Origin of the sequence: Pedobacter cryotolerans (assembly GCF_005116475.1) — a bacterium.
In the GTDB taxonomy this organism is placed as follows: domain Bacteria; phylum Bacteroidota; class Bacteroidia; order Sphingobacteriales; family Sphingobacteriaceae; genus Pedobacter; species Pedobacter cryotolerans.
In genome coordinates, this window is the sequence record NZ_SWBO01000019.1 from 1 (window position 1) to 25,340 (window position 25,340).

Here is a 25,340-nt window from a genome sequence, read left to right on the forward strand (position 1 = left end):
TGGCTTGATTGTGGCTTTTGCAATAGATACTAAAATCATCCGCATAACGCACAAATTTATGTCCTCTTCGAGTCATTTCCTTATCCAATTGATGCAGTAGAATGTTCGACAATAATGGACTTAAAGGACTTCCTTGCGGAACGCCTTTTCTTCTCTTTTGTAGCTTTCCGTTGATTTTAATCGGTGCTCTGAGCCATTTGCGTATCAGTTGCATCGTAGCTTTGCATTTCACTTTTTTGTAGATTAAATTCAGTAATAAACAATGGTCAACTTCATCAAAGAAGTTTTTCAGGTCAATACACCAACAGCAATCCGGAGAAGAAATATGGAGGCGAAATCATTCTAATCGGTAAAAATATTTTCCAAGACGGGGCGGTGGAGGTTCACGCCCATTTCACGGAAAACAACGCAAAACTTATTCCTGGTCTTTATATGAATGCCGAAGTTCCCATACCCGAAATCAAAGCATTAGCAATTCCGGAGGAAAGCGTTGTGACTTTTGAAGGAAAACATTATGTCTTTGAAGTACTGGAAAAGAACAGTTTCAGAATGACAGCAGTAGAAATCGGTTCCTCTGGAGATGGCTGGATAGAGATTGTCAATGAAAACCAATTAAGCGGTAAAAAAATCGCCCAAAAAGGAGCCTATACATTGTTAATGGCATTGAAAAATAAAGCAGAAGATTAAGATGAAACCTATATTGTTATTGATTACTTTCTTGTATGCGTTGAGCTTAAAAGCTCAAACAGTAGGCAAAGACACATTAAGCATTGAAGATAAAGCGTATAAATTTTCGGCAAAGAAACTGATCGTTCCTTCTGTTTTGATTTCATACGGAGCATTGAGTTTGATGTCTGATGATTTAAAGTCATTGAACCAGTCCACACGCTACGAAACACGGGAACATATCATTGCCGGAGCAACCATAGACAATTATATGCAATATGCTCCGGCAGCAGCGGTATATGGACTTAATCTTGCCGGAGTTAAAGGAAAACATAATTTTAAAGATAGAACCATTATCTATGCTACGTCTCAATTAATCTCTGCAGCATTGGTATTGCCCACAAAACAATTCGTAGGCGAAGAACGCCCCGATGGTTCCAATAATTTTTCTTTCCCTTCCGGACATACGGCTACGGCTTTCTCATCAGCCCATTTTATGTTCAGGGAATATAAGGACTGGAGTTGCTACCTTTGAGTAGAGACATTTATAGGGCAGATTTAAAAGAGTAATTTTAAATTTGACAATATGAAACACAGAGTATTTGATGATGAATTCAAAAAGATGGCCGTAGAGCTATCCAAATTGAAAAGTTCTGTAAAGGAAGCGGCTACAGAACTTGATATTGATCCATCCAGGCTGAGCAAATGGCGTAACAACCCAACTTTCAACGGTGGAAAGATAATGATGGACATCGCTGGTCTTAGCGAGGAACAGATGGAGATCAGGAGATTGAAAAAGGCGCTGAAGAATGCCGAACTTGAACGTGATATCCTAAAAAAGGCGGTAGGCATCTTTTCCAAGGGAGACGGGAGATATACAGATTTATAGCTGATCACAAGGCAATCTACCCCGTAGAGAAGATGTCATCATTTTTTGGGATCAACAGCAGTTCCTATTACAAATGGTCAAAAGATCCAGTAGGCTTTTGGCAACAACAGAACTCAGAATTACTGGTTAAGCTCAAAGCAGTATATTCAATGAGCAAGGGGCGTTACGGCAGCCCACGCATTACCAAGGAACTGAATGCCGATGGAATAAAGGTATCACGTCCACGGATAGCGAGGTTAATGGGCAGAAACGGCATAAAAAGCATCATTAAGCGGAAATATAGGATAACCACCAACTCCAACCACCTTTATCCGGTAAATGCAAACCTGCTGCTAAGGGATTTTAGTACTACTGGTACAGGGGAGAAATGGGTAAGTGATATTACCTATATCAGGACTGGTGAGGGATGGCTTTACCTGACTGTTGTCATGGATCTGGCAGATCGAAAAATAATCGGTTGGAGCATGGACAATAGCATGAGTGCTGGTTCAACCGTTGTAGATGCTTGGAAAATGGCCATAAAGAACAGGCCCCTACAAGATGAGCTCATTTTTCATAGTGACCGCGGAATCCAATATGCCAGCCATGAATTCCGCAGATGTTTTAAGGGCTTACCTGTATTGCAAAGCATGAGCAGAAAGGGAAATTGTTGGGATAATGCCATTGCGGAAAGCTTCTTCAAGACCTTGAAAACGGAAATGGTATACCATAGAAAATTTGAAACCAGGGCACAGGCAAAGCTTGAGATATTCGATTACATAGAGGTATGGTACAACAGAAAAAGAATACATTCGGCACTTGACTATCAAACTCCAGTACAGGTTGAAAGAGCAATGATGAAAAACAAAACACAAGCTGCCTAAAATGTCTCTACTTTACTATTGCAATTCCACCAACATGATGATCAATAAAGGAACTGCTGCTATTCTGGTAAAAAGACCTGTCAAGACCAATATGCCGCAAGCTATCTCAATGCTGCCAACAAAAGGGCCCAGAAAATCAGGGTTAGGTAGTCCTATCTTCTCGAAACGTCCAGCACCGAGTTTAGGCGCAAAAAGAAATTTTTGTATTCCCTCAGATAAAAATACTGCACCCACCATTAAACGGATGATTATAGTTGAGCCAGAATTATCGGTTTTTATAACTTTTTGTAACATGATCTGTAAAATTTTTAATGCTCGCTAAGTTAAGGCCGTGCCAATCAAATAATATGGTATATTTGAAAATACAACGGTATTGGCACCCAAATTAAATAAATGAAGCATCCCATTGCTATAAACGATAAGATAAGTTCTGGGAGGATCATCAAGATAGCGCCTTTTAAGAAGGAGGTCCGGGTTACCAGGCCACATAAGCACCATAGTTATTTCGAGATTATTTTTCTTTCAAAAGGTGGGGGCTTTCACTCTATTGATTCGAATAAATATGAGATTACAACACCGATTGTCTTCTTTGTAAGAAAGGAACAGGTTCACTATTGGGAATTGGACACCGAACCTGAAGGTTATGTACTGATCATCAAAAAGAAATTTGTAGAACTAAGTCTTGATAGGGAAATTAAAACGCTTTTGTATAAGCTCAGTAAGACTGAAATATTGCATTTGAAGGAAATAGACACTATAACAATCTTGTTTGACCTTTTAGTAAAGGAAAGTTTAGCCGAAATTACTACTTCAAACCCTGTTGTAGAAGGCTTATTGAAAGCTTTATTGGCAAAGCTGCTATTGGAAGATAACTCATCAATAATCAAAAACAATTCGGAAGTAGACAGCTATCATTTGTTCCGCGAACTCTTAAGCCAAGAAGGTAGGCTAAAAAACAGCGTTTCATATTATGCAACACAGCTCAACACCTCGCCGCAGAACCTTAATGCAGTTTGCAGGCGTGCTGCAAATTTGTCTGCTGCGGAGGTGCTTTCCGAATTCATCATCAGTGAGGCCAAAAGATTGCTTATCTATACCGATAAGACGATTTCAGAAATTGGCTTTCTGCTGAGTTTCAGTGATTCATCCCACTTTGTGAAATATTTCAAGCGTTTTACGGGAATAACCCCTAAAATATTTCGAACAGAGCAGTAATAACACCATAGTATTTTCAAATATACCACGTAATCCAATTGCTAACCCGCATTTTTGATTATTCATTTTAATCCGAAAACTTTCGATGAGAAAAGTTCTGAGAATGCCCTATAGGCTTGTTTTTTTGTCTTCGGTGTTATTGCTGCCATCTTTTTGGGCGAAGGCACAACAACGACTATCCCTCAAAGATGTGCCATCCCTTGTCCAAGCTAATTTACCGAAACTGAATGCTGCAAAAGCAAATGTAGCGGCAGATAAATCATTAATAGATTATGAAAAGCGGAGCTTGATGCCCGAACTTACCGTAGGCTATCAGGCAAATGTTGCCACTTTCAACAATATTACCGGAATGAACTATCCGGGCCTGATGATGCCCATCAGCGGTCCGCCGTCCCTTAGCAACGAAATGAACTTCGTACCTGGGACAGCGGCAGCAGCACTTTTGACCTGGAGGCCAATTTACTTTGGCCAGCGCAGTGCGGCAATCGAAAGAGCTACAGCACAGTTTAAATTATCCAATACCAATTATAATGAACAAACATTCAGGTATCAAATTGATGCCATAAGCACCTATCTTGATGCGGTTTTTTTAAAAACACTGATCTCTAGCCATCGGGCTAGTATCACACGTTACTCGAGCAGTTTGGAACAGACACTCGTACTGGCTAAAACGGGCTTACGGCCAGGGGTTGATACCATCCAGTTGCAAAGTTCCCTCGCACAGGCAGAAATTGAACTGCTCCAGACCGAAAACAGTTATCAGCAGAAACTGATCAACCTTTCTTCACTTATCGGCAGCCAAGAAACAAACGGTAACCTGATACTCGTGGATACGGTTTTTAATAACGTTGATGTTTCTGCTGACCGATCGCTAAATATTGCCCAACATCCCTATTTTATGACCGCTGCCGCACAGAAGGACCTAACGCAAGCCAAATTAGAGGAGGTAAAAAAAATATGGAGACCAAAATTGGACTTTTGGGGAAACATATATAGCCGTGGTTCGGGCATAAACGCAGTGGGGGCCATCAATAAATCAGAAGGGTTTAATTTGACAAGGGATAATATTGGTGCAGGCGTGCAGATCAGTTTCCCTGTTTTTCAATTCTATCAGGTCAATGCAAAAAAAAGGCAGTATGGAGAATTGTTAAGGGCAGACGAGTTTAACCTAAAGCAACTTGAACTTGACCTAAATAAGCAGAACAACCTTGCTTGGCAACAGTACAAATCTAATGTGTCGATTTTAAGTAAGTTTGCTATCCGGCTAAAAAGTACAACCGAAGCTTTCAACAGCTTAAAGCTTAGCTACCAGAGTGGACTGATCGATTTTTCACGTTTGGCCCAGGCACAATATGAACTTCAGCAGGCCGAAATGAACAGTGCAGGTGCACAACTTGTCCTTCAGCGTTCATTGCTGGATATCAGTATAGCAAAGGGAGATTTAGATTTATTTTTTAAACTGATCCGATAACAGATGAACCTCGTTATATCCGCACTCAGAAAACCCATAACGGTACTAGTTGCCGTTATCGCAATTGCATTTTTTTCTTACATTTCCATACGCAACAGTAAGATAGACATCTTTCCCAAACTGGGATTGCCAACTGTTTATGTTGCCCAGCCCTATGGTGGTTTGTCACCCGAGCAGATGGAAGGTTTTGTTACCTCTTATTATGAATACCATTTCCTCTATATCACAGGGGTCAAGTATGTAGATTCAAAGTCTATCCAAGGTGCAGCACTGATCAAGATCGAGTTCAATGAAGGTACCGATATGGCACAGGCCATGGCAGAGGTCGTGGGTTATGTGAACAGGTCCCGTGCTTTTATGCCACCGGGTACGGTGCCACCCTTTATTACCAGGTTCGATGCCGGAAGTGTGCCTGTGGGACAGTTGGTTTTCAGTTCCACTACCAAAACATTGGGAGAGATCTCAGATCTGGCATTATTTCGTGTTCGGCCGATGTTCTCTACATTGCCAGGTGTTTCAGCGCCACCGCCTTTTGGAGGGAACAACAAGACCGTAATCGTGAATGTTGATCCCGATAAGATCCGTAATTACCAGCTTACACCGGAGCAGGTGATGCAGTCACTGGCCACTTCAAATACCATTTCTCCGGCCGGTAATGTTCGTATAGGAGATAGTACATACCTGACCCCACAGAACAGCGTTATTGAAAATCTGCAAGACCTGGAGAATACGCCTTTGCAAAAGGGAAGTGGCGCCTCGGTATATGTGAAGGATATTGCCTCGGTAAGCATTGGTTCTGACGTAACGACCAGTTATGCACTGGTAAACGGAAAACGGTCCGTTTATATACCCGTAACCAAAAGGGCAGATGCCTCGACCTGGGATGTGGTAAAACTTGTAAAGGCTTCTCTGCCCGATATGCAGGCCGCTATTCCCGATGACATCAAGGTTTCCTATGAGTTTGACCAGTCTGATTATGTGGTAAATGCCCTGAAAAACCTGCTTTTCGAAGGGGGACTAGGGGCTTTTCTCACAGGACTTATGGTACTGCTCTTTCTTGGCGATAGAAGGGCGGCATTGATCGTTGTGCTGACCATTCCACTTGCTCTGCTGTGTTCGGCAACGGTACTTTATCTGATGGGGCAAACAATCAACATCATGTCACTGGGTGGACTGGCCCTATCTGTCGGTATTTTGGTTGATGAGGCCACGGTAACCATAGAGAACATTCACCGCCATTTGGAGATGGGAAAGACCAAGGCTCGTGCCGTTGCAGATGCCTCTAAGGAAATCGCTGTACCAAAACTTTTGATATTGTTAAGTATTCTAGCCGTTTTTGTTCCCGCTCTATTTATGAATGGCGTTCCCCGTGCAATGTTTGTTCCTTTGTCCCTCGCAGTTGCCTTCGCTATGATTGCCTCTTTTATCCTATCACAAACTTTTGTGCCTGTTATGGCCAACTGGATGATGAAAGGTCATGTTGAAAAAACCTCTTCTGGAAAGACCTTTGATAAATTTAAAGCTTGGTACGAGCGTAATATTATCCGTATTTCCAAACATACCGGTCGTGTTACCGGATTGTTTGTAGTGCTTTCATTGGCACTGGTAATTCTGTTTTTCATGTTGATCGGCACCGAACTTTTCCCGGTAGTGGACACCGGGCAAACTCAGGTCAGACTTAGATTACCGGTTGGTACCAGGTTGGAACGAACGGAAGATGCAACCAGGAAATTATTGGCGCTGTCTGAAAAGATAGCGGGCAGGGAAAATATTGAAATTACCTCAGCTTTTGTAGGTACCCAGCCCTCTAGTTTTCCGGTAAACTATATTTACCTGTGGACTGGTGGTCCGCATGAAAGTGTAACTAAAATAAAACTCAATAAAGGAGCTATTGGAATTGATGACTTTAAGGAAAAATTGCGTGCGGAAGTCAAAAAAGAGCTTTCCAAGGCAGTCATATCCTTTGAACCGGGCGATATTGCCAGCCAGGTGCTCAACATGGGCACTACCAATCCGATCGAGATTGCTGTTGTAAATAAAAACCTGGATCAGGGAAAGGCTACGGCCAAAAAACTGGTTTCAGAACTTTCGGCATTGCCCTATATGCGTGATGTGCAGATTGCAACGCCACTGGATTATCCAGCCATCAAAATAGATATCAACAGGGTTAAGGCAGGGCAGCTTAATTTGACCTCCGAGCAGATCTCCCGTTCGGTTGTTGCCGCAACATCAAGCACACGTTTCATGTCGCCGGGCTACTGGTTGGATAAGACTACTGGCAATGCCTACATCGTTCAGGTTCAGTATCCCGAATATAAAATGAACTCAACTTCCCAAATTGAGATGATACCGGTTGGTGGGGGAAATGGGAACGGCCATTTGTTGAACGAGGTAGCATCATGGAAAAAGATTTCGATGCCCGGTGAATATGACCGCCTGAACCAGCAGCGATATATTACCGTTACCGCCAATGTTCATGATAAGGATCTGGGCGCTGCCTTCGGCGGGTCGGAAAAGATCGTAGGAAAGCTAAGGGCAAACCTGCCAAAGGGAGCGAAGATATTGATGAGGGGTCAGCCTGAACTGTTGGATAAAACTCTTAGCTCGCTGGCATTTGGACTGCTTGTAGCCATTGTTGTTGTCTTTTTATTGATGACGATATTCTTCCAGTCGTTCCGTATCGGCTTTGTGATGCTTTCGGTTATCCCCGCGGTAATATCGGGGTCTTTACTGCTACTGCTTATAACCGGGCAGTCCATGAACATCCAATCCTATATGGGAACCATTATGGCAGTTGGTGTTGCCATTGCAAACGCTGTGCTATTTGTGACCAATGCAGAAGTGCTGAGAAAGGATGGGGATAATAATAACTCGCACCTGAAATCTGCCCAGAACCGTTTGCGGCCTATTGTTATGACCAGCTTGGCCATGATCGCTGGCATGATCCCGATGGCTATCGGAGATGGAATGATTGCCCCTCTTGGGATTGCGGTAATTGGAGGCTTAATTACTTCTACCATCTGTGTGCTGTTCTTTCTGCCTTCGGTTTATCAGACAGCGGTAGGAAACAAGATCCACAGCAATTCATCGCTAGATCCTGATGATCCCAATAGTAAATTTTCAAAAATAGTTAAACTGTAGCCATAAAGAAATGACAAAGCTAATATTCAAATTATCAATAGTTGTGCTATGCGTTGCTGCATGTACAGAAAATAAAATTCCCCAAAATCCGGCTACGGCCGAGTTAACCGATACGGTTCCCGTATTTATCTTATCCGGTACCCAGGTCAGCAAGTCCATCGAACTGCCAGCAGAGCTGCTTCCCTATGAAACGGCAGACCTGACCCCCAAGGTGCAGGGATACATCAAGGATATCAGGGTAGATATTGGTGACAGGGTGAGCAGGGGACAGGTACTGGCGGTTATTGATGCTCCAGAGGTAAGAACCAGGTCTGCCGAATACAGATCGGCCCTATCTTCTGCCCAGTCCAGGTATCAGTCGAGCAAGGATGTTTATGACAGGTTGCTCAGGGCCTCTCAGGCCAAAACTTCGGGTATTGTCGCCCCAGTTGATCTGGAAAAAAGCAGAAACCAGAAGCTCGCCGACAGCGCTGCCTTTCAGAGTGCCAGAAGTCTGGCGCAATCCTATAGTGAGGTGGCGGGCTATCTTGTCATCACAGCTCCTTTTGACGGAATTGTTACCGCCAGGAACACCGATCGTGGGGCATTGGTGGGTCAGCAATCACCAATTTTCACCGTTCAGAATACCAGTACCTTGAGATTGAGGGTTGCAGTTCCTGAAACATACATGTCCGCTGAAACCGCGGGTAAGGAAGTTGGTTTTAGGGTTGAAAGTAATCCCAATAAAAGTTTTACTGCACAACTGGCTCGTAAAAGCGGGGCTGTTGATCCGAAAAACCGTACAGAAACCTGGGAATATAAATTTAACAACCCAAGCAATGAGTTAAAGACTGGAAGTTTTGCCTATGTAAAACTTAACCTCCAACGAAATGCATCTTCTTTTGTGATTGCTCCAAGTGCCATTGCTACCAATCAGGAACGTAAATTTGTAATCGCTGTCAGGAATGGGAAAGCTGAATGGATTGATGTGCGCCAGGGAATGAGTACTGAAAAAGGATTGGAGGTTTTTGGTGATATAAAAGTGGGAGATACAATAGTTGTTAGGGCGACAGATGAAAGAAAACCTGGTGCTACCGCTTATTGGAAAGTTGGTAGTTAAGAAATTGGATTAGTATTAATCATATTTATTTTTTTGCCTAAACGAGGTTTTAATATTTATTATTTAATTCAACAAACGAACTAAAATAATAGATATGGCATCAGTAAAAGTATACCCCAGATTGGACAAAGTAAATAAAAACGGGCAAGTACCAATCTATATACGTCTAACCAAAAACAGAAAATCGAAGTACATCGCGCTGGATGTATATATCAACCCAAATGACTGGAACGAGAAAACCGGAAAGGTAAGAGCTGGAGCAAAGAATGCGAACCAGATTAACAGCTTTCTTTCATCCAAGGAAGCAGAGGCGGAATCTATTGCCCTGGAGATGGAAACCAGATCCAAGTTTATTACTGCATCTGACATCAAGTCAAGAATTATCGGTAGACCACCAACTGATTTTTTCGAATTTATGGAAGCAAGGATCAAAGCGCAATCTGAAGAATTGAGTATAGGCACAATCAGGCGGTTAAAGAGCATCCTTGCCAAACTTAAAAAATTTGTTGAAAACGAAAAACTGTTCTTTGATGAAATCAATGTCAGGTTTATTAGGGACTTTCAGCATTTCTTGATCGAAGACCTGAAAAACCAGATCAATACGGTACACTCTAATCTTAAAGCAATCAGAAAAATGATCTGCGATGCAATTGACGAAGAGCTGATGCCGTCGGTAAAGAACCCTTTCAATAAGATCAAGCTCAAGGGACAAAAAACTTTTAGGGAATTCCTTTTGAATGGTGAATTGGAAAGGCTAGAAGGCTTGGAACTGGAAGAGGAATCCATTCTTAACCATCATCGAAATCTCTATGTTTTCAGTTCATATTCCGGAGGAGTACGAATTTCCGACCTACTGATGATGCGCTGGAAGAATTTCAATGGAACCCATCTTCACTTCCAGATCAGAAAAAGTAGGGAGGAGTTGAGTATAAAGCTGCCAAAAAAATCATTGGAGATACTTCATTTCTACAAAGGCTACGAACAGAATACCGACGATCCCGATCCTGAATCTTTTATCTTTCCGTTGATCAAGATCAAACCCGATGAAACTGATAGGCTGAAAGTATTCAATGCGATTTCATCGGCCACCGCCTTTACAAACAAAAATCTAGGGAAACTCGCCTTATTGGATAAACCAGAGTAGATTGACCCCGTCTCACCGGAAATAAATTTGCTGTAAATTGTTGCTTGGCAGAATATTAGCAAATTGGCGAGAAGGGGTCAAATGTATTGGTTTGTCCAACAGTGTGTTTAAAATACGATTGCGAAGGTGAATTGGAACGTTGTTGCAGTTCAAAGAGATAATCTTTAACTTGTTCGGGATGTAATTCGGTTGGTAAAGCACCAAAATGAAGTACCATTGCGGCCACATGGCGCGAATAATTTTCAAAAGTGCGTTTGCTTCGTCCTAAAATAGAAATATTTCGCTCAAAACGTTGCAGAAGTTCAGAAAAACCTGTAATTTCATTACAAGCACGATTCAAATATTTGTTCGTTCTTAATTCCTCAGGAGATTTTTTTTAGTTACCATATTATCAATTATTTAAACGTTAATAAATACTAAGGTACTAAATCATCGCAGCGAAAGCTACCGGAGGTTTAGTTCAACAGGCGTTTGGCAAGATTGCGAATTTTGTAGTAAATTCACGTTTACATTTCGCAAGAAATTTTATCTTTAATAGAAAATAATTAGTTCCGAAGTTCGCAACCTCGCCAAGCGCCGGAACGTTGTGTGCAAGGGTAAACGACCTATTCATCCAAACTTGAGCAAACAATTATTGAAATAGAATTTTAATATATTTACAATGCCAAAATGTTTTTTAAAACAACACTATCATGGACATTACAAATTTGCCAGAAGATTTATTTGAAAATAACTACACGGACACTTCAGACCTGCAAATTGCTAACTACGAGGCGTATAAACTTGTTTCCAAAAATAAGATTAACCTAAACAAAAATTTATTCAGTTTTTTGTTGGACGGACAAAAGGACATTCACTTTTCTAATGACATCGTTTCGATCGATGATACACAATCCTTGCTTCTTGCATCGGGGAATTTTTTAACAACAGAAATTGTAGGGGCAAATAGTTATAGTTGCCTACTCTTTTTCTTTTCTCAAAAAAACATTAATGATTTTTTATTGAAATATGGGCATTTATTTAACCCAAATGACTTAAATAAATCAGCGGCCAGTAGTCCCTATTTCCTTATGGAAAAAGACAATTTTATTATCCATTTTATTAATTCTATTCAACAAATTTATGGTTTGAATCAAACAATCTCTCAAAAGATTCTGGAATTGAAATTTGAAGAAATTATGCTGTATCTGGCTGATAAGTATGGGCAAAGTTTTTTTGTTTATCTACATTCATTATTAATCAATGAAAGAGAATTATCTTTTAAAATGGTCATTGAAAAAAATCTGTACACGAGTTTGAATATTGACGAGGTCGCTTTTCTATGTAATATGAGTCTGTCTACTTTTAAGCGGAAATTTTTACAATTATATCAAGAGTCTCCAGGAAAATGGTTTCAACTAAAACGACTCAACAAAGCCAAAAAATTATTGCTTAATAATGAAGCAACCCCATCAGAAATCTATATGGACTTTGGTTATGACAGCTTATCAAATTTTAGCACAGCCTTTAAAAACGAATTTGGTTACAGTCCAAAAAACATGATGAAAACTTGACCTTTTTCATAAGTTTTTGAACTAAATAAAAAAGCACCACAAGTTTAAAGGTGCTACATTTGTTAAAACAAAATTGGTTTAATTTAAAAATAAAAAGACATGAAAAAATTAGGATTATTAGTTCGACTAGAAGCTAAAGCAGGAAAAGAAAAAGATGTTGAAGCCTTTATCACAAGTGCATTGCCACTCGCTAATGAAGAAGCAGGTACTGTTACGTGGTATGCGTTCCGTATTGACGCTTCTACATTTGGCATTTTTGACACTTTTTCAGATGAAGAAGGCAGAGAAGCACATCTTGGTGGTAAGATTGCAAAGGCGTTAATGGAAAATGCACCTGAATTGTTGGCTACTGCACCATCTATTGAGAAATTGGACGTTTTAGCGGTTAAATAAACATACCACAATTATTATAAAATGGCAGCCTGTCAAAGTTCTGTAAATGAATTTGGACAGGTTGCCTTTGTTTACAAAACAGCTTCATAATAAATTAAGCTTAGACTGACGAAGAAACCCAGCCCACAATAACTAAGCTTTCGTCTTGCCCGGAGGGCACGAGATGAAAGCCCGTTGAACGGAACCGCAGGAAGCTTAATACGTATTATGGAGTTTTCGAAGTGTAGCTTTAAGATATATGAGCAGTAATTTTACGATTACTGCTTTTTTTATGGTTGAACTTGTGCTGTCTTATTGTTATTTTTCGATTTACCGACGCAATTAAATACAAGTTCCCTTACCCGTAAAAACTAATTCACATAGGCAAGTGTATTCTCGATAAGATATGCTTTTGGCGGACCTCGTTGCCCAAAGACATGTAACGTAACCAGATTTCCAACTTTACAACAATAACATTTTTTAAGTTGCGTTTTGGTTTCGATTTCAGGTCGAATGATATTTAAATCTTGTTGTAATTGTTGCAGTTTGCCACGTTTCCAACTGCTACTTAAAATACCGTAATGCCTGATTCTTACAAAACGTTTGGGTAAAATATGAAGACTAAAACGCCTTGTAAACTCTTCGTTTTTTAAGGTGAGTTGCTTATCAATCCTAACGCCATCCATATCCACAATCTCGAACCTATATTCTTCATATAAAACAATATCGCCTGCATGTGGCATCGCTCTTAATCGCTCTATCATAAAGCCAGAAACTGTTGAATAGCTACTGATATTGTCCTCGATTACTTCTTTTGAGAAATACTGGTTGAGTTCGAAGATCAACGTTCGACCATTGAGAAGATAACTTCCGTCCTCACGGGGTATAATATGCTTTTCATCGGTTTCGTCCTCATCTGGCAGGTCGCCAACAATGGCTTCAATCAGATCGTGAAGTGTAATGATCCCCAGCACACTACCAAATTCATCAACCACCACACCTAAATATTGTTTCCTATCCTTAAATAGTGCCAATATTTTAAAAGCTGGTGTATTCTGTATCACATAAATAGGCCTTGTCAGGATCTGGTCTATGCTAAAGTCCTCGTTACTATAATTTTCCAGCACATCCTTGATGTTGATCATCCCTTTTGGTACATCTAGCGTCCCATCTGCTACGATGAAACGTGAATGCGCACTTTCCTTTATCTTGTTGAAGATAGTTTGCTTGTCCCAATTATAGTTGATCCATTCTACCTCCGAGCTATGGGTCATCAGTGATTTGGCCGTCTGGTCTGTAAAAGAAAAGAGGTTCTGCATCGCCTGGCTTTCTTCACTCTCCGGCACTCCCTGTTTGCCCGCTGTTTTGAGCATAAAACGAAGCTCTTCTTCGTTTACCCTTTCCGAATCATTCTCTTTAACACCAAATAGTTTAAGGATCAGGTTGGTAGAAAACGAAAGAAGTTTTACAAATGGGAAGGTTATCATTGTAAATACCCTTATAATTGGCACACAAAATAGCGCAATACTTTCTGAGTTGTTCATGGCGATTGTTTTTGGCACAAGTTCTCCAACTACGATCGTAAAATAGGTGATGCCACCGATGACGATAAACAATGAAACAAGGTGTACATAACTTCCCAAGAACGTGAACTGGGAAAGAATGCCTTCCATATCATCGGTAAGCGTTGCCCCACCGTATGCGCCCGAAATAATACCGATCAGGGTAATTCCGACCTGTACCGATGAGAGAAAATTTTCTGGATTTTCCAACAACTTGAGTACCATTTTGGCTTTGGAACTTCCCTGGGCAGCGAGGTGTTCAATCCTACTTTTTTTTACAGAAACAAGTGCAATCTCCGATAGGGCAAAAAACCCGTTGAGAAGGGTAAGGATAAAAATGATCAGAATTTCCAAATTTTTGGGTATTAAGGTGATGGCAAATATAACATAAACCAACAGGAGCTTGCCTTATTCTGTTTAATAATTTGTAATATTGCATGATGTTTGGTAAGAAACAATTTCTGCTGGTATTACTGTTTGGCGCATTTTCATTGCACCTTGCCCATCAGCTGTTTCCGCACCACCACCATCAACCAGTTATTGCCAAAGCCCATTCTCATGGAGAAGGTAGCGACCATCATCACCACCATAAGGCTGAAACAAATAGCAAACCACAACAGGACAAAAATATATTAGATGAACTGCTTTCGCTGATCAACCATGGTAAGGCAGACAGCCCTGTCCAATCAGGTAGCCAGATCAAAGTTGATTACTGTAAGGTCATCTCTATTCTACCTGTTGCCGCTACAGCAATGGTTGAGTTAGCTATCGACGATTACCAGCTAACTTCACTTGGCTATACTCCACCAGAGCACAAGCCCCAACAACACGTCATTCTTTTCAAAAGCAGGCGAGGCCCGCCTGCAATGGCCTAATTATATCCATTTTTTTTTAAACCCAAATTTCAAGAACATGAAAAAGACTATGCTTTCATTGGCTATTGCCATTGGACTTTTTGCTGCATCGTGCAGTAACGAAAAAAAAGAAGAAGGTGCCCATCAGCATGAAGATGGCTCAACACATGCCGACCATGATGAAACCCCTGTTGATACTACAAAACAGGAAGAATTTAAAGTTGACTCGGTAGCGGCAGATACTGCTGCACATTCACATGATGATGGAAAGTCGCACACGCACTAGCCATCCAACCAGTTATGGCATTAAGCCATAACTGGTAAAATATTAAAAGACCATGAAAAGAATATATTTAATAATGATAGCTGCAGTGCTTTTTAGTTCCTGCCAGCAGAGATCCCAGTCGGAAGCTGCCGCTGGAGAAAAGGTTAAACTCTCGCTAACTGACCTGGATCAACAGGTCGAAATATTTGCAGAATACGATCCTTTCGTTAAGGACTCTATTTCCAAGTTTGCCATCCATTTAACTACACTTGCCGATTACAAACCAGTGAAGACTGCCAAGGTTAGCACTAGCCTCGTGGTTGGAGATAAGGGTGTGAGAAAAGTTTTGGATTCTTCGACCGTACCCGGTATCTACAAGATTTCACTTACGCCAAAGTCTATAGGGAGTGGTACGCTCAGCTTTGATATCGTACTGAACGGGATTTCGCACAGGTTCAAAATTCCTGCAAAAGTGTTCAGTAGTTATGAAGAATTTGCGGCGCAGCATAAGCCGGCATCAAGCTCTGCCAGTGAGATTACGTTTTTAAAGGAGCAGAGCTGGAAGCTTGATTTTGGTGTTGCTAGGATTGGAAAAGATAATTTTTCGGGAGTGATCAAGGCTCCAGGCACAATCATCCCTGCAACCGGCGACCAACAGAGCGTAGTCGCTACGGCCGCTGGAGTGATCAAGTTCCAACGTCCGCTCACTTCCGGTATTGCTGTGGACAAGGGTCAATCGCTGTTTTCGATTTCGGGAACCAGCATTACAGGCGATAACCTCAATACCGCCATACAGGAGGCCAAACTTGCCTTGGCAAAAGCAAAGTCGGAGTATGAAAGGGCAAAGGCCCTACGTCCAGATCAGATCATCTCCGAAAGGGATTATCAGGCGGCGTTGAACAGTTACCAGCAGCAGCAGCTGAACTATAGCAAACTTACACGTAATTTCTCTGGCAACGGCGTGGCTATAAGATCCACTGGAACTGGCTATCTGACCGATTTATTGGTAAAAGAAGGTGATTATGTACAGGCTGGACAGCAATTGGCAATCGTAGCGGCAAGTAAAAACGTACAGCTTTCTGTTGATGTGCCCGCCAGTTATGCCGGGCAGCTGGGCAATGTGCAAACGGCCAATTTTAAGATAGGCGAAAAGGTTTATGAACTTTCATCACTTGGAGGAAAACTGGTTTCTTATGGTCGTTCGATTTCCCCATCAGGACTGCTGCCAGTTATCTTTTCGTTGCAAAACCGTTCGGAATTTGTACCAGGTGTAGCCGTGGAAGCCTTTCTTTTGACCTCTTCCAAAACTTCGGCCCTTCAGGTGCCAGAAACTGCAATTATGGAAGATCAGGGAAACTATTTTGTTTACGTACATAACGATGGAGAACATTTCGAAAGGCGTGATCTGAAAATCGGTAAATCTAGCGGAAAGATGGTTGAAGTGATTTCAGGAGTGAAGGAAGGAGATATTCTGGTAACCAAGGGTGCTTATTATCTCAAACTTGCAGCCGCACAGGGATCAGCACCAGCACATGGACATGAACATTAATCGCCTGCTATGTTAAATCAGATTATAAAATTTGCCCTGGGGAACCGATTAATGGTTCTTCTGGCATCGATGCTACTGCTCATAGGAGGCAGTTACGTCGCAGTGAAAATGGAAGTTGATGTTTTTCCAGACTTAACAGCTCCCACGGTAGCCATTATTACCGAGGCACATGGGCTTGCACCAGAGGAAGTCGAGCAGCTTGTCAGCTTTCCGATTGAGTCTACTGTAAATGGCTCAACAGATGTGAGGCGTGTCCGTTCTTCGGCCTCTGCCGGTATTTCTATCGTTTGGGTAGAGTTCGATTGGGGAACAGACATCTACAAGGCACGCCAGATCGTTGCCGAAAAATTAGCTACCCTATCTGGAAAATTCCCGCAGGGCGTTAGCCAGCCCGTTCTTGCTCCCAATACCTCGATCATGGGCGAGATCATGCTCATTAGCATTACCGCAAAACAGACCAGTTTGATGGAATTAAGGAGCATTGCCGATTGGAATATACGACCGGTACTACTCGCCACTGGAGGTGTTTCGCAGGTGGTGGTTATAGGTGGCGACTTTAAGCAGTACCAGATCTTGGCAAAGCCTGCAATGCTCAAGGCTTATGGTGTTTCGATGAATGAACTCTTTGAAGCGACCAACCTTATCGGACAGAATGTTTCTGGCGGACTGATCAACCAGTACGGTAATGAATACCTGATCAAAGGGATTTTGCGCAGCAATAAGCCTGAAGATATCGGAAATTCGTTGATCAGGACTAGCAGCGGCAAAACGGTAAAACTTTCCGATGTGGCCACCGTGCAGATTGGCGCAGCGGTAAAGCTTGGCGATGGCTCGCTGAATGCACAGCCTGCGGTGATCATGACGGTGATGAAACAGCCCAATACCAATACGCTGGAACTGACAGAAAAGATCGACCAGACGATCGCTTCACTACAGACAAGCCTGCCAAAAGATGTCACGGTAAATACCAGGATTTTCCGTCAGGCCAGTTTCATTGAGGCCTCAATCGGAAACATCGAAAAAACGTTGATAGAAGGCTCTATTTTCGTTGTGATCATTCTTTCTATTTTCCTTTTAAACTGGAGAGCAACGGCTATCTCCCTCATTGCTATACCGATCTCTTTGCTTGTTGCCATCGTAACCTTGAAATGGATGGGTTTTACCATCAATACCATGAGCCTTGGAGGCATGGCCATCGCTATTGGAGATTTGGTGGACGATGCCATCATAGATGTAGAAAATGTACTCAAAAGGTTAAAAGAGAACGCAATGCTGCCAAAGGCAGAGCAGCAAAACAAGCTAACTGTTATCTATAATGCCTCTACAGAGATACGTTCGTCGATCATCCATGCGACATTTATCATCATCATTGCCTTTACGCCATTGTTCTTTTTAACAGGCATGGAGGGAAGACTTTTAGTACCGCTTGGGGTAGCATTTGTTGTTGCTCTTTTTGCCTCACTCATTGTTGCCATTACCCTTACTCCCGTACTTTGCAGCTATCTTTTAACATCTGATAAAACGCTAAATGGAAAAGAAAGGGAAAGCTGGCTGGTTAGACATCTGAACAGTGGCTACCATAACATGTTGAAAAAAGCGATTACTTACAGAAAACTGCTGGTTGGCTTGGTGGTCGCACTTTTTGTAGGAGCAATCTTTTTGTTATCCAGCTTTGGGAGGAGTTTTTTGCCAGAGTTTAATGAAGGTTCGCTGGTAATCAGTGCAGTAACGATGCCAGGCATTTCACTGGATGAAAGTAACCGCATCGGACAACAGGTAGAAAAGGCAATGCTTAGTCTGCCTGAGGTAAAAACCACCACTCGCAGAACCGGCAGGGCCGAACTTGATGAACATGCACAGGGCGTAAATGCTTCTGAAATTGATGTGCCGTTCTATCTTGATGAGCGCTCAAGGGCGGAGTTTATGACAGATGTGAGGGAAAAAATGGCAGGCATTACCGGAGCCAATATTACCATTGGCCAACCAATCGGCCACCGTATAGATCACATGCTCTCGGGCACAAGGGCAAATATTGCCATTAAGATATTTGGCGAAGACCTTGCCCAGCTATACCGTTTGGGCAATGAGACCAAAAGTGCAATTGAAGGTATTGAGGGTTTGGTTGATATTTCCGTTGAACAGCAGATTCAAATCCCACAGATACAGATCAGGCCAAAAAGAGACCTGCTTGCTGCCAAGGGAATTAGCCTAGAAGATTTCGGCAGATTTGTTGAAGTTTCCATTGGTGGCGAAAAAGTGGGTGATATTTATGAAACTGGAAAACGATTTGATCTGGTGCTTCGCTATGAAGAATCTGCAAGGAGCAGGATAGAAGACCTTAAAGATCTGCTGATAGATGCCGGAGATGGCTCAAAGGTATCGTTGGGCACCGTGGCTGAAATTGTTTCTACCAAAGGTCCTAACACGATCAATCGTGAAAATGCCCAACGTAAACTGGTCGTTTCGGCGAATGTTGCCGGTAGAGACCAGTTATCTGCCGTTGAGGAGATCAAGGCTAAAATGACAGCAATAAAGTTGCCACAGAACTACCGGATTGAGTACGGTGGGCAGTTTGAGGCAGAGGCAGAAGCTTCTCGAACCTTGGTATTGACGTCTATTTTTGCATTGCTTGCCATATTCCTGGTACTCTATCATGAATTCAAGGATTCTGCCTTGTCATTGATCATCCTGATTAATCTTCCCTTGGCACTTATTGGGGGAATAGTAAGTGTTTGGCTGACGGGAAGCATCATCAGTATTCCGGTCATCATTGGCTTTATTACCCTGTTTGGGATTGCCACAAGGAACGGTATCTTGCTGGTTTCACACTACAGGCACTTAGAGCAGGAAAAAGGTGGGTACAATCTGGATATCGTAATCAAAGGGTCAATTGACCGTTTGAGCCCAATCCTAATGACTGCCCTAACAGCGGGACTTGCCTTAATTCCACTAGCGATGGCCAGTGACCAGCCCGGGAATGAGATCCAAAGTCCGATGGCGAACGTGATTTTGGGCGGACTATTGAGTTCAACGCTGTTGAACCTCTTCATTGTACCCATTGTATACAATAGCCTGATGAAAAAGAGAAACAGTCATCAGCAAACTAATCCAGCATAAGATGAAACAGATAACAATAACATTGCTTTTGGTGCTGGGATTAAGCTTCGCAAAAGCACAGACACTAGATTCCATATTAAACCTTGTACGCAGCAAAAATAAAACATTGAAAGTTTATCAATCCGAAAGGGAAGCAAATTCTATGGCCTTCCGCACGGGGCTGAATCCAGAAAATCCAACTGCAGAATATGAAATGCTTTTTGGGACGCCCAGAGATGCAGGTAATCAGCAGGATTTTGCACTGACCCAACGCTTTGATTTTCCGACCAGTTATGGTTACCGTAAACAGGCCGCAAATGAAAAAATCAGGCAGACAAGCTATATTGCCCGTTCAAAAAGCCAACAATTACTGCTTGAGGTAAAGCTCGATTGGCTAAAATGGATCTATCTTAACAAAATGACGGTACGGTATAACGAGCGGTTAACTACTGTTACCAAACTGGTTTCTGCCTATCAAAAGAAAATGGAGGTAGGAGATGGAAATATGCTTGACCTCAACAAACTTAAAATCCTGCTTCTGGAAACAAAAACGCAACTAAAGCGAAATATCGAACAAACCGTTCAATTGAAGCAGAAGTTCGTGAACTACAGTGGTGGCAGTTTGGTTGAGGTTAATACAGTTGATTACCCAAAAGGCGAAACCATACCTTCCTTCAAAGTATTGGACAGCCTTATCGAGGCAGGTGATCCGCTCCTAAAAATCTATGAAGTTCAGCAGTCTATCGCCGCTAGGGAGACATCACTGAGTAAATCCCTTACCTTACCTGGTCTACAGGCTGGCTACCATAGCCAGTCAATCCTAGGGCAGAACTACAGGGGAATCCATTTTGGAATAAGTATTCCCCTCTGGGAGAAAAAGAATACGGTACAGCAAAAAAAACTGGAGGAGCTTGTCGCCAACGATCGTATGGAGGATCACAGATTGGAACACCGGCAGGAGAACCAGATCTATTATCAACAATATGAAGAGGCTAGTTACCTAGTTGGAGAATACAAATCGCTGCTGGATCAGCTTAAATCTGAAAGTTTGCTGGCCAAAGCCCTTCAATATGGAGAAATATCGGTGATACAGTATTACAATGAGATCATCTCGCTTTACAAGACCCAGGATACCTATCTTGAATATGAACTTCAACAGCAGCAGGCAATAGCAAAACTGTATAAATTTATGCTTTGAGGTATTGGATTTTCAAATGCACCTGATTATATTTGCTATCGAGAGCGTTAATTAAAAATGGGGGATGGTCGGTCAGATCGTTCCCCGTTTTCTTTATTGAAGGGATCGGTCTTATCTGAAACAATATTTACATTAAAGTCTTCCACTATGAAATGGATTACCCGTGAACGACCAAAGATAGATCGCATCGCATGCCCATGGCTGATCAAACGTTTTATTGATACCGATGCTGAAATTATCTATGTGCCTTTTGAACAGGTTTTGCTAAAAGCAAAGGAACTTGATGCGATACCTTTTGATCTACCGGGAGTGGAGTACAGCCATTACGATGACCAGTGTACCTTTGACTATTTTCTGAAAAAACACAAGCTGAAGGATGAGGGATTAGATCGTATCGCAGCCATTATACGTGGTGCTGATACCGATCGGTTGGAATTTGCGCCACAAGCTGCTGGACTTTCGGCCATATTCCTGGGGCTTTCCCATAATATACACAATGACCATGAACTTTTGGAAGTAGGGATGAAGATCTATGACGGCCTATATACCTGGGCAAAGCATTTGTTCAATCAAAAACATACCCAGGCCCCTGTCGAAAAGTTGCTACTTGATGTTTACCATAAATACCTTAAAGAGGGAAAAAAGAAAGCACCAGCTTGGACCAGGGAACTTCGGGAAATGATACAGGACCAGATGGATACCAATATGTCCATCAGTTTGAGGCAGGCATCAGATGAACTGGAAATCAATCCTGCCTATCTTTCAAGAGAGTTTTCCAAGTATTTTGATAACCTGTCTTTCGGTGATTACATCCGTAAGATGCGGATCGACAAGGCCATTTCATTTTTAGAGACTACAAGCTATCCATTGACCGAGATTGCCTACCTCACAGGATTTTCAGACCAGAGCCATTTTACCAGGATCTTTAAAAAACAGACTGGAGAAAACCCTTCGGCCTATAGGAAAATTTCTAGGAAAGGTAAAAAGGATACCAAATAGTTAATTCAGTTCTATTTTGCCGCATTTCTCTCAGGTAATTTTATGCCATGAAGAAATACATCGTTTTCATTGCCATTTTTATCACCAGCTTTTCACTTTCCGCTCAGGAAAACTATCCAAAGGTCGCAGGTTATGTAGGTATTGTACACCCCATCGCAACTTTCAGCTCGGCTGGTACAGACTTCAACTTCGATGACCATTACGTAGTTGGTATGCCCATCGGCATCAACCTATGGAAGAGCAAAAAAGTAGGATTTTCTTTTGAGGTAGTTCCCTATGTAAGGGCAGAAGATGGTTCGAGCAAAATGTCGAACCTGCTCATTCACCCGGGAGTGCTGGTGTCACTCGGCAATGGATTTACTTTTGCCGGCCGAGCCGCATTTGAAACTTCAGGCAGATATGGATTTACGCCGGTGTTGAATAAGGTAATCATAAAGAACAAGCATAGTAGTTTCTTTGCCGCTGTACCAGTACCTTTCAGGTTTGGAAACGATAGGCCGTTTTCCACTACAGTTGCATTTCAATTTGGTATAGCTTTTTAAGTGATGGAAAAAGAAAAATTGGCATATAAACTTAGTGACCTGGTCATCTATTTCCTGAAGCTTGGGACTTGGGGATTTGGTGGACCTGTTGCCTTGGTCGGATACATGAACACCGATTTGGTAGAGAACAAAAAGTGGATTACCGATGAAGAGTACAAGGAAGGTTTGGCACTTGCCCAACTAGCTCCAGGCCCGTTGGCTGCACAGCTTGGGATTTATTTCGGTTTTGTACATTACAGATTTTTAGGGGCAACGCTCGTCGGGCTTGCTTTCGTGCTACCGTCCTTTATTATGGTGGTTCTATTGGGAATGGCCTATAAAGTTTATAGTGGATTGCCATGGATGCTGGCAGTTTTTTATGGCGTGAGTGCAGCGGTAATTGGTATAATTGCTATCAGCGCCTATCGGTTGACGATCAAGTCTGTTGGCAAACTTACCATCGAAGAGTTAAAAGGCAAATGGCTACTGTGGTTTTTTTATACAATCGGAGTTGTGGTAACGGTTATCACAAAAAAGGAAGATGTATTGCTTTTTGCCGCCTGTGGAATTGTATATATGTTGGTAAAAGCTCCACCGAAATGGTTGAAAAAACCCAGTGCGCTTCCATCATTACTTATTGTCGGAACTGGGTTTTGGGAATATGAGGGAAAGACACTTAACGATATAGGATGGTTTTTTTTGAAGGCTGGGGCACTGGTATTTGGTAGCGGCCTGGCTATAGTTCCATTTTTGCATGGGGGTGTTGTAGAACAGTTTGGCTGGCTGACAGAACAGGAATTTGTGGATTCGGTTGCCGTAGCGATGATTACCCCAGGGCCTGTGGTAATCACTGTTGCATTTATAGGATATCTTGTGGCAGGTTTTCCTGGAGCCTGTATTGCCGCCTTTGCTACCTTTTTGCCATGCTATCTTTTTACAGTGGCATTGGCACCTTCATTTAAGAAAATTGCCAAGAATGCCAGTATCAAGGCATTTGTGGATGGCATTACCGCAGTTGTGGTGGGAGCTCTTGTTGGTGCGGTAGTAATCATAGCCACAAGAAGTATCACTGATATCCCGACAGCATTAATTGCTGTTGCCAGTATATTTTCGTTAATTTATATCAAGAAATTAAAGGAACCGTACATTATCGCAATTGCTGCCTTATTGGGCATCATCATCAAATTATTTATATGAACAGATCAGATTTTTTAAGAACAGGGGCATTGGCCGGTGCTGGATTGGTGCTCCCAAACTCAGATGCATTTTCTAACAATATAGTTAGCAACGATATTGATAAACTTGTAGATGTTAATGGCAACTATTTTCATCAGCCTTTGCCATATAGTGAAGGTTTTTTGGAACCTTATATGGATTCGGAAACATTGCACCTTCATTATACCTTTCACCATGGAGGTGCAGTAAAGGCGGCAAACAAGGACTTGCAGATGATCAAAAAAGCATTGGACGATAATAATTTGGAAACGGTAGATTTTTGGACTAAAAAATTGTCCTATCACTTTTCTTCCCATGTGCTGCATTCAATCTTTTGGACAAATCTTACCAATAAAAAAAGTGAGCCCAAGGGTGAACTGCTCAAAAGGATTGAAAAGAACTTTGGAGGTTTTGAGAGGTTGAAGTCTTTGATAGCTGAAACTTCAAAAAATGTAGATGGTAATGGCTGGGGGATTGTAGCTTATCAGCCTTACAGCGACAGTTTAACCGTTCTTCAATGTGAGAACCACGAGAAACTTACCCAATGGGGAGCGATCCCTATCCTTGTAATAGATGTATGGGAACATGCTTACTATCTCAAGTACAAAAATAAACGTCCAGATTTTGTAGATGCTCTGTTTAATATCATCAATTGGGATAATGTGGCTATGCGTTTGGATTCCGCTTTGAGACTGGTCAAGTAGCTATTAGCTTTTTTAAAAAGCTAATTTCGATTTCCTACTTTTGCGAATGACCTCTTCCTGTACATCGATTCTGGTTGAATAGTAAACTCCCAATTGGAAATCCAGTTTAATTAATAAGTATGATTATGTTGTTAATAAGCTAGGACAGTATCGATGATAGAGAAGGTTGATAGTTTGTGAAAACCATCGGTTGTATTCGATTGAAAGACAAATATTCATCTAAACTAAAGAGAATTAAATCGATTCTCTTTAGCTCTTACCGAGGTTAAAGCTTCATTTTTAAGTGTATCTGATTTATTGCAGCTGATCCCATTGTTAGTGTGGCAATGTCTAAATTTAAAGAGCTGATGAATGATGTTGTGGTGGTTTGGATATGCTTTGCTCGGAAATTAATCAGCTTAAAAGCAAATAAAATAAGATTTCCGCGGATAGCTTTAACATCACTCCGTTCAAAATCACTTTCATTAGATATTTAATTCTATCTAATTGAGGTTGACTAATTAATCACTCCCCAAAATTAAGCTTTCTGGCCCAACACGCCTAAAGGAACTACGGCATAAACGCTCAAGTGGCCTTTGCGCTCAACCCATTTATTCCGTTCCTCCTTTGCTTAGTTGGCCAGAAAACTTGTAGGGTTCCATTCATTAATTTAAATCAATTACGATGGTGGAGATTTCGCTGAAACTGACCACCCCATTTCGGTTTAAACTGACCACCTATTCCGCTGGAAACTGACCACCTGATTTCGGACTAAACTGACCAGTTTGGAACGGGGCCAAATGCTATTGGAGCAACCCTATTTTTGATGGATATATAATCCCTCCGAAATGGCCAATTCCACGATTAGCATGAGCAAGATAAGACAGATACTCAGAATGTACAGCCAAGGGCGGAGCAAACTTTCCATTGCCACCCATACCGGTGTTTCCCGTAATACTGTAAAAAACTATATAAACGCATTTTC

Annotated in this window: 25 protein-coding genes; 20 read left to right on the forward strand and 5 right to left on the reverse strand. The window is 41.8% G+C overall.

Annotation, left to right across the window (positions count from 1 at the left end; all coding sequences use genetic code 11):
* Nucleotides 1–325, reverse strand: a 325-nt coding sequence (locus FA045_RS18270) for a reverse transcriptase domain-containing protein (protein WP_317130583.1), incomplete at its 3' end; no start/stop codon positions are given.
* 107 nt (nucleotides 326–432) lie between these two features.
* Between FA045_RS18270 and FA045_RS18275 the strand changes: the two genes are divergently transcribed.
* From FA045_RS18275 to FA045_RS18285, 4 genes are read left to right on the forward strand one after another with little or no spacing between them, the layout of a single operon-like run.
* Nucleotides 433–687, forward strand: coding sequence for a hypothetical protein (locus FA045_RS18275; RefSeq protein ID WP_136878527.1), 255 nt, complete (start codon nucleotides 433–435; stop codon nucleotides 685–687).
* Between the two features lies 1 nt (nucleotide 688).
* On the forward strand, nucleotides 689–1,201 hold the full coding sequence (locus FA045_RS18280; protein WP_136878528.1) for a phosphatase PAP2 family protein: 513 nt from the start codon (nucleotides 689–691) through the stop codon (nucleotides 1,199–1,201).
* A 51-nt stretch (nucleotides 1,202–1,252) separates the two neighbouring features.
* Nucleotides 1,253–1,555 carry a transposase gene (locus FA045_RS19220; RefSeq protein WP_394347479.1) on the forward strand — a complete coding sequence of 101 codons (303 nt, stop codon included), beginning with the start codon at nucleotides 1,253–1,255 and terminating at the stop codon, nucleotides 1,553–1,555.
* Nucleotides 1,552–2,418 (forward strand): IS3 family transposase, encoded by an 867-nt coding sequence (locus tag FA045_RS18285; RefSeq protein WP_394347480.1) that lies wholly within the window; start codon nucleotides 1,552–1,554, stop codon nucleotides 2,416–2,418. Before FA045_RS19220 ends, FA045_RS18285 begins: the two co-directional genes overlap by 4 nt.
* A 15-nt stretch (nucleotides 2,419–2,433) precedes the next feature.
* Here the strand turns inward: FA045_RS18285 and FA045_RS18290 are convergent, their stop codons facing one another.
* Nucleotides 2,434–2,712: a DoxX family protein gene (locus tag FA045_RS18290; RefSeq protein ID WP_136878530.1), complete on the reverse strand. Its 279-nt coding sequence runs from the start codon at nucleotides 2,710–2,712 to the stop codon at nucleotides 2,434–2,436.
* 99 nt (nucleotides 2,713–2,811) lie between these two features.
* Here FA045_RS18290 and FA045_RS18295 point away from each other — a divergent pair, with 99 nt between their 5' ends.
* The 5 genes from FA045_RS18295 (at nucleotide 2,812) to FA045_RS18315 (ending at nucleotide 10,488) form a co-directional block, all read left to right on the forward strand.
* A complete protein-coding gene (locus FA045_RS18295; RefSeq protein ID WP_136878531.1) occupies nucleotides 2,812–3,633 on the forward strand; it encodes a helix-turn-helix domain-containing protein in 822 nt (273 codons plus the stop codon).
* An 85-nt stretch (nucleotides 3,634–3,718) separates the two neighbouring features.
* Nucleotides 3,719–5,104, forward strand: a complete 1,386-nt coding sequence (locus FA045_RS18300) for a TolC family protein (RefSeq protein ID WP_136878532.1) — start codon at nucleotides 3,719–3,721, stop codon at nucleotides 5,102–5,104.
* A 3-nt stretch (nucleotides 5,105–5,107) separates the two neighbouring features.
* Nucleotides 5,108–8,245 carry an efflux RND transporter permease subunit gene (locus FA045_RS18305; protein ID WP_136878533.1) on the forward strand — a complete coding sequence of 1,046 codons (3,138 nt, stop codon included), beginning with the start codon at nucleotides 5,108–5,110 and terminating at the stop codon, nucleotides 8,243–8,245.
* Nucleotides 8,246–8,255: 10 nt separating this feature from the next.
* Entirely contained in the window at nucleotides 8,256–9,344 is a 1,089-nt protein-coding gene (locus tag FA045_RS18310) for an efflux RND transporter periplasmic adaptor subunit (RefSeq protein WP_136878534.1), read from the forward strand.
* Between the two features lie 94 nt (nucleotides 9,345–9,438).
* Nucleotides 9,439–10,488, forward strand: a complete 1,050-nt coding sequence (locus FA045_RS18315; RefSeq protein ID WP_136878535.1) for a site-specific integrase — start codon at nucleotides 9,439–9,441, stop codon at nucleotides 10,486–10,488.
* Between the two features lie 55 nt (nucleotides 10,489–10,543).
* Here FA045_RS18315 and FA045_RS18320 read toward each other — a convergent pair whose 3' ends face one another.
* Nucleotides 10,544–10,828, reverse strand: coding sequence for a phage integrase N-terminal SAM-like domain-containing protein (locus tag FA045_RS18320; protein ID WP_205943190.1), 285 nt, complete (start codon nucleotides 10,826–10,828; stop codon nucleotides 10,544–10,546).
* Nucleotides 10,829–11,180: 352 nt separating this feature from the next.
* Between FA045_RS18320 and FA045_RS18325 the strand changes: the two genes are divergently transcribed.
* Complete coding sequence (locus tag FA045_RS18325; protein WP_136878536.1) at nucleotides 11,181–12,041, forward strand: helix-turn-helix domain-containing protein; 861 nt, start codon at nucleotides 11,181–11,183, stop codon at nucleotides 12,039–12,041.
* A gap of 99 nt (nucleotides 12,042–12,140) precedes the next feature.
* Nucleotides 12,141–12,434, forward strand: coding sequence for a putative quinol monooxygenase (locus FA045_RS18330; protein WP_021190094.1), 294 nt, complete (start codon nucleotides 12,141–12,143; stop codon nucleotides 12,432–12,434).
* Nucleotides 12,435–12,784: 350 nt separating this feature from the next.
* On the opposite strand, the gene FA045_RS18335 is transcribed toward FA045_RS18330, so the two are convergent.
* Nucleotides 12,785–14,329: a hemolysin family protein gene (locus tag FA045_RS18335; RefSeq protein ID WP_136878537.1), complete on the reverse strand. Its 1,545-nt coding sequence runs from the start codon at nucleotides 14,327–14,329 to the stop codon at nucleotides 12,785–12,787.
* Nucleotides 14,330–14,412: 83 nt separating this feature from the next.
* On the opposite strand from FA045_RS18335, the gene FA045_RS18340 reads away from it, so the two are divergent.
* From FA045_RS18340 to FA045_RS18385, 9 genes are all read left to right on the forward strand, one after another.
* Nucleotides 14,413–14,850 (forward strand): hypothetical protein, encoded by a 438-nt coding sequence (locus tag FA045_RS18340; protein WP_136878538.1) that lies wholly within the window; start codon nucleotides 14,413–14,415, stop codon nucleotides 14,848–14,850.
* A gap of 37 nt (nucleotides 14,851–14,887) precedes the next feature.
* Nucleotides 14,888–15,115 carry a hypothetical protein gene (locus tag FA045_RS18345; protein WP_136878539.1) on the forward strand — a complete coding sequence of 76 codons (228 nt, stop codon included), beginning with the start codon at nucleotides 14,888–14,890 and terminating at the stop codon, nucleotides 15,113–15,115.
* A gap of 52 nt (nucleotides 15,116–15,167) precedes the next feature.
* Nucleotides 15,168–16,643 (forward strand): efflux RND transporter periplasmic adaptor subunit, encoded by a 1,476-nt coding sequence (locus FA045_RS18350; protein ID WP_136878540.1) that lies wholly within the window; start codon nucleotides 15,168–15,170, stop codon nucleotides 16,641–16,643.
* A 9-nt stretch (nucleotides 16,644–16,652) separates the two neighbouring features.
* On the forward strand, nucleotides 16,653–19,760 hold the full coding sequence (locus FA045_RS18355) for an efflux RND transporter permease subunit (RefSeq protein ID WP_136878541.1): 3,108 nt from the start codon (nucleotides 16,653–16,655) through the stop codon (nucleotides 19,758–19,760).
* A gap of 1 nt (nucleotide 19,761) precedes the next feature.
* A complete protein-coding gene (locus FA045_RS18365; protein WP_136878543.1) occupies nucleotides 19,762–20,937 on the forward strand; it encodes a TolC family protein in 1,176 nt (391 codons plus the stop codon).
* 147 nt (nucleotides 20,938–21,084) lie between these two features.
* Nucleotides 21,085–21,936, forward strand: a complete 852-nt coding sequence (locus tag FA045_RS18370; protein ID WP_136878544.1) for a chromate resistance protein ChrB domain-containing protein — start codon at nucleotides 21,085–21,087, stop codon at nucleotides 21,934–21,936.
* Between the two features lie 47 nt (nucleotides 21,937–21,983).
* On the forward strand, nucleotides 21,984–22,478 hold the full coding sequence (locus FA045_RS18375) for a hypothetical protein (RefSeq protein WP_136878545.1): 495 nt from the start codon (nucleotides 21,984–21,986) through the stop codon (nucleotides 22,476–22,478).
* 3 nt (nucleotides 22,479–22,481) lie between these two features.
* On the forward strand, nucleotides 22,482–23,654 hold the full coding sequence (locus FA045_RS18380; protein WP_136878546.1) for a chromate transporter: 1,173 nt from the start codon (nucleotides 22,482–22,484) through the stop codon (nucleotides 23,652–23,654).
* Nucleotides 23,651–24,376, forward strand: a complete 726-nt coding sequence (locus tag FA045_RS18385) for a superoxide dismutase (RefSeq protein WP_136878547.1) — start codon at nucleotides 23,651–23,653, stop codon at nucleotides 24,374–24,376. The genes FA045_RS18380 and FA045_RS18385 overlap by 4 nt, the downstream gene beginning before the upstream one ends.
* 782 nt (nucleotides 24,377–25,158) lie before the next feature.
* On the opposite strand, the gene FA045_RS19250 is transcribed toward FA045_RS18385, so the two are convergent.
* A partial coding sequence (locus FA045_RS19250) for a hypothetical protein (protein WP_449415939.1) occupies nucleotides 25,159–25,340 on the reverse strand: 182 nt, incomplete at its 5' end.

Bases quoted from the DNA above. Each gene is read 5' to 3' on its own strand.
- FA045_RS18275 (WP_136878527.1), top strand. From the start codon at position 433: ATGAATGCCGAAGTTCCCATACCCGAAATCAAAGCATTAGCAATTCCG.
- FA045_RS18280 (WP_136878528.1), top strand. From the start codon at position 689: ATGAAACCTATATTGTTATTGATTACTTTCTTGTATGCGTTGAGCTTA.
- FA045_RS19220 (WP_394347479.1), top strand. From the start codon at position 1,253: ATGAAACACAGAGTATTTGATGATGAATTCAAAAAGATGGCCGTAGAG.
- FA045_RS18290 (WP_136878530.1), bottom strand. From the start codon at position 2,712: ATGTTACAAAAAGTTATAAAAACCGATAATTCTGGCTCAACTATAATC.
- FA045_RS18295 (WP_136878531.1), top strand. From the start codon at position 2,812: ATGAAGCATCCCATTGCTATAAACGATAAGATAAGTTCTGGGAGGATC.
- FA045_RS18300 (WP_136878532.1), top strand. From the start codon at position 3,719: ATGAGAAAAGTTCTGAGAATGCCCTATAGGCTTGTTTTTTTGTCTTCG.
- FA045_RS18305 (WP_136878533.1), top strand. From the start codon at position 5,108: ATGAACCTCGTTATATCCGCACTCAGAAAACCCATAACGGTACTAGTT.
- FA045_RS18310 (WP_136878534.1), top strand. From the start codon at position 8,256: ATGACAAAGCTAATATTCAAATTATCAATAGTTGTGCTATGCGTTGCT.
- FA045_RS18315 (WP_136878535.1), top strand. From the start codon at position 9,439: ATGGCATCAGTAAAAGTATACCCCAGATTGGACAAAGTAAATAAAAAC.
- FA045_RS18325 (WP_136878536.1), top strand. From the start codon at position 11,181: ATGGACATTACAAATTTGCCAGAAGATTTATTTGAAAATAACTACACG.
- FA045_RS18330 (WP_021190094.1), top strand. From the start codon at position 12,141: ATGAAAAAATTAGGATTATTAGTTCGACTAGAAGCTAAAGCAGGAAAA.
- FA045_RS18340 (WP_136878538.1), top strand. From the start codon at position 14,413: ATGATGTTTGGTAAGAAACAATTTCTGCTGGTATTACTGTTTGGCGCA.
- FA045_RS18345 (WP_136878539.1), top strand. From the start codon at position 14,888: ATGAAAAAGACTATGCTTTCATTGGCTATTGCCATTGGACTTTTTGCT.
- FA045_RS18350 (WP_136878540.1), top strand. From the start codon at position 15,168: ATGAAAAGAATATATTTAATAATGATAGCTGCAGTGCTTTTTAGTTCC.
- FA045_RS18355 (WP_136878541.1), top strand. From the start codon at position 16,653: ATGTTAAATCAGATTATAAAATTTGCCCTGGGGAACCGATTAATGGTT.
- FA045_RS18365 (WP_136878543.1), top strand. From the start codon at position 19,762: ATGAAACAGATAACAATAACATTGCTTTTGGTGCTGGGATTAAGCTTC.
- FA045_RS18370 (WP_136878544.1), top strand. From the start codon at position 21,085: ATGAAATGGATTACCCGTGAACGACCAAAGATAGATCGCATCGCATGC.
- FA045_RS18375 (WP_136878545.1), top strand. From the start codon at position 21,984: ATGAAGAAATACATCGTTTTCATTGCCATTTTTATCACCAGCTTTTCA.
- FA045_RS18380 (WP_136878546.1), top strand. From the start codon at position 22,482: ATGGAAAAAGAAAAATTGGCATATAAACTTAGTGACCTGGTCATCTAT.
- FA045_RS18385 (WP_136878547.1), top strand. From the start codon at position 23,651: ATGAACAGATCAGATTTTTTAAGAACAGGGGCATTGGCCGGTGCTGGA.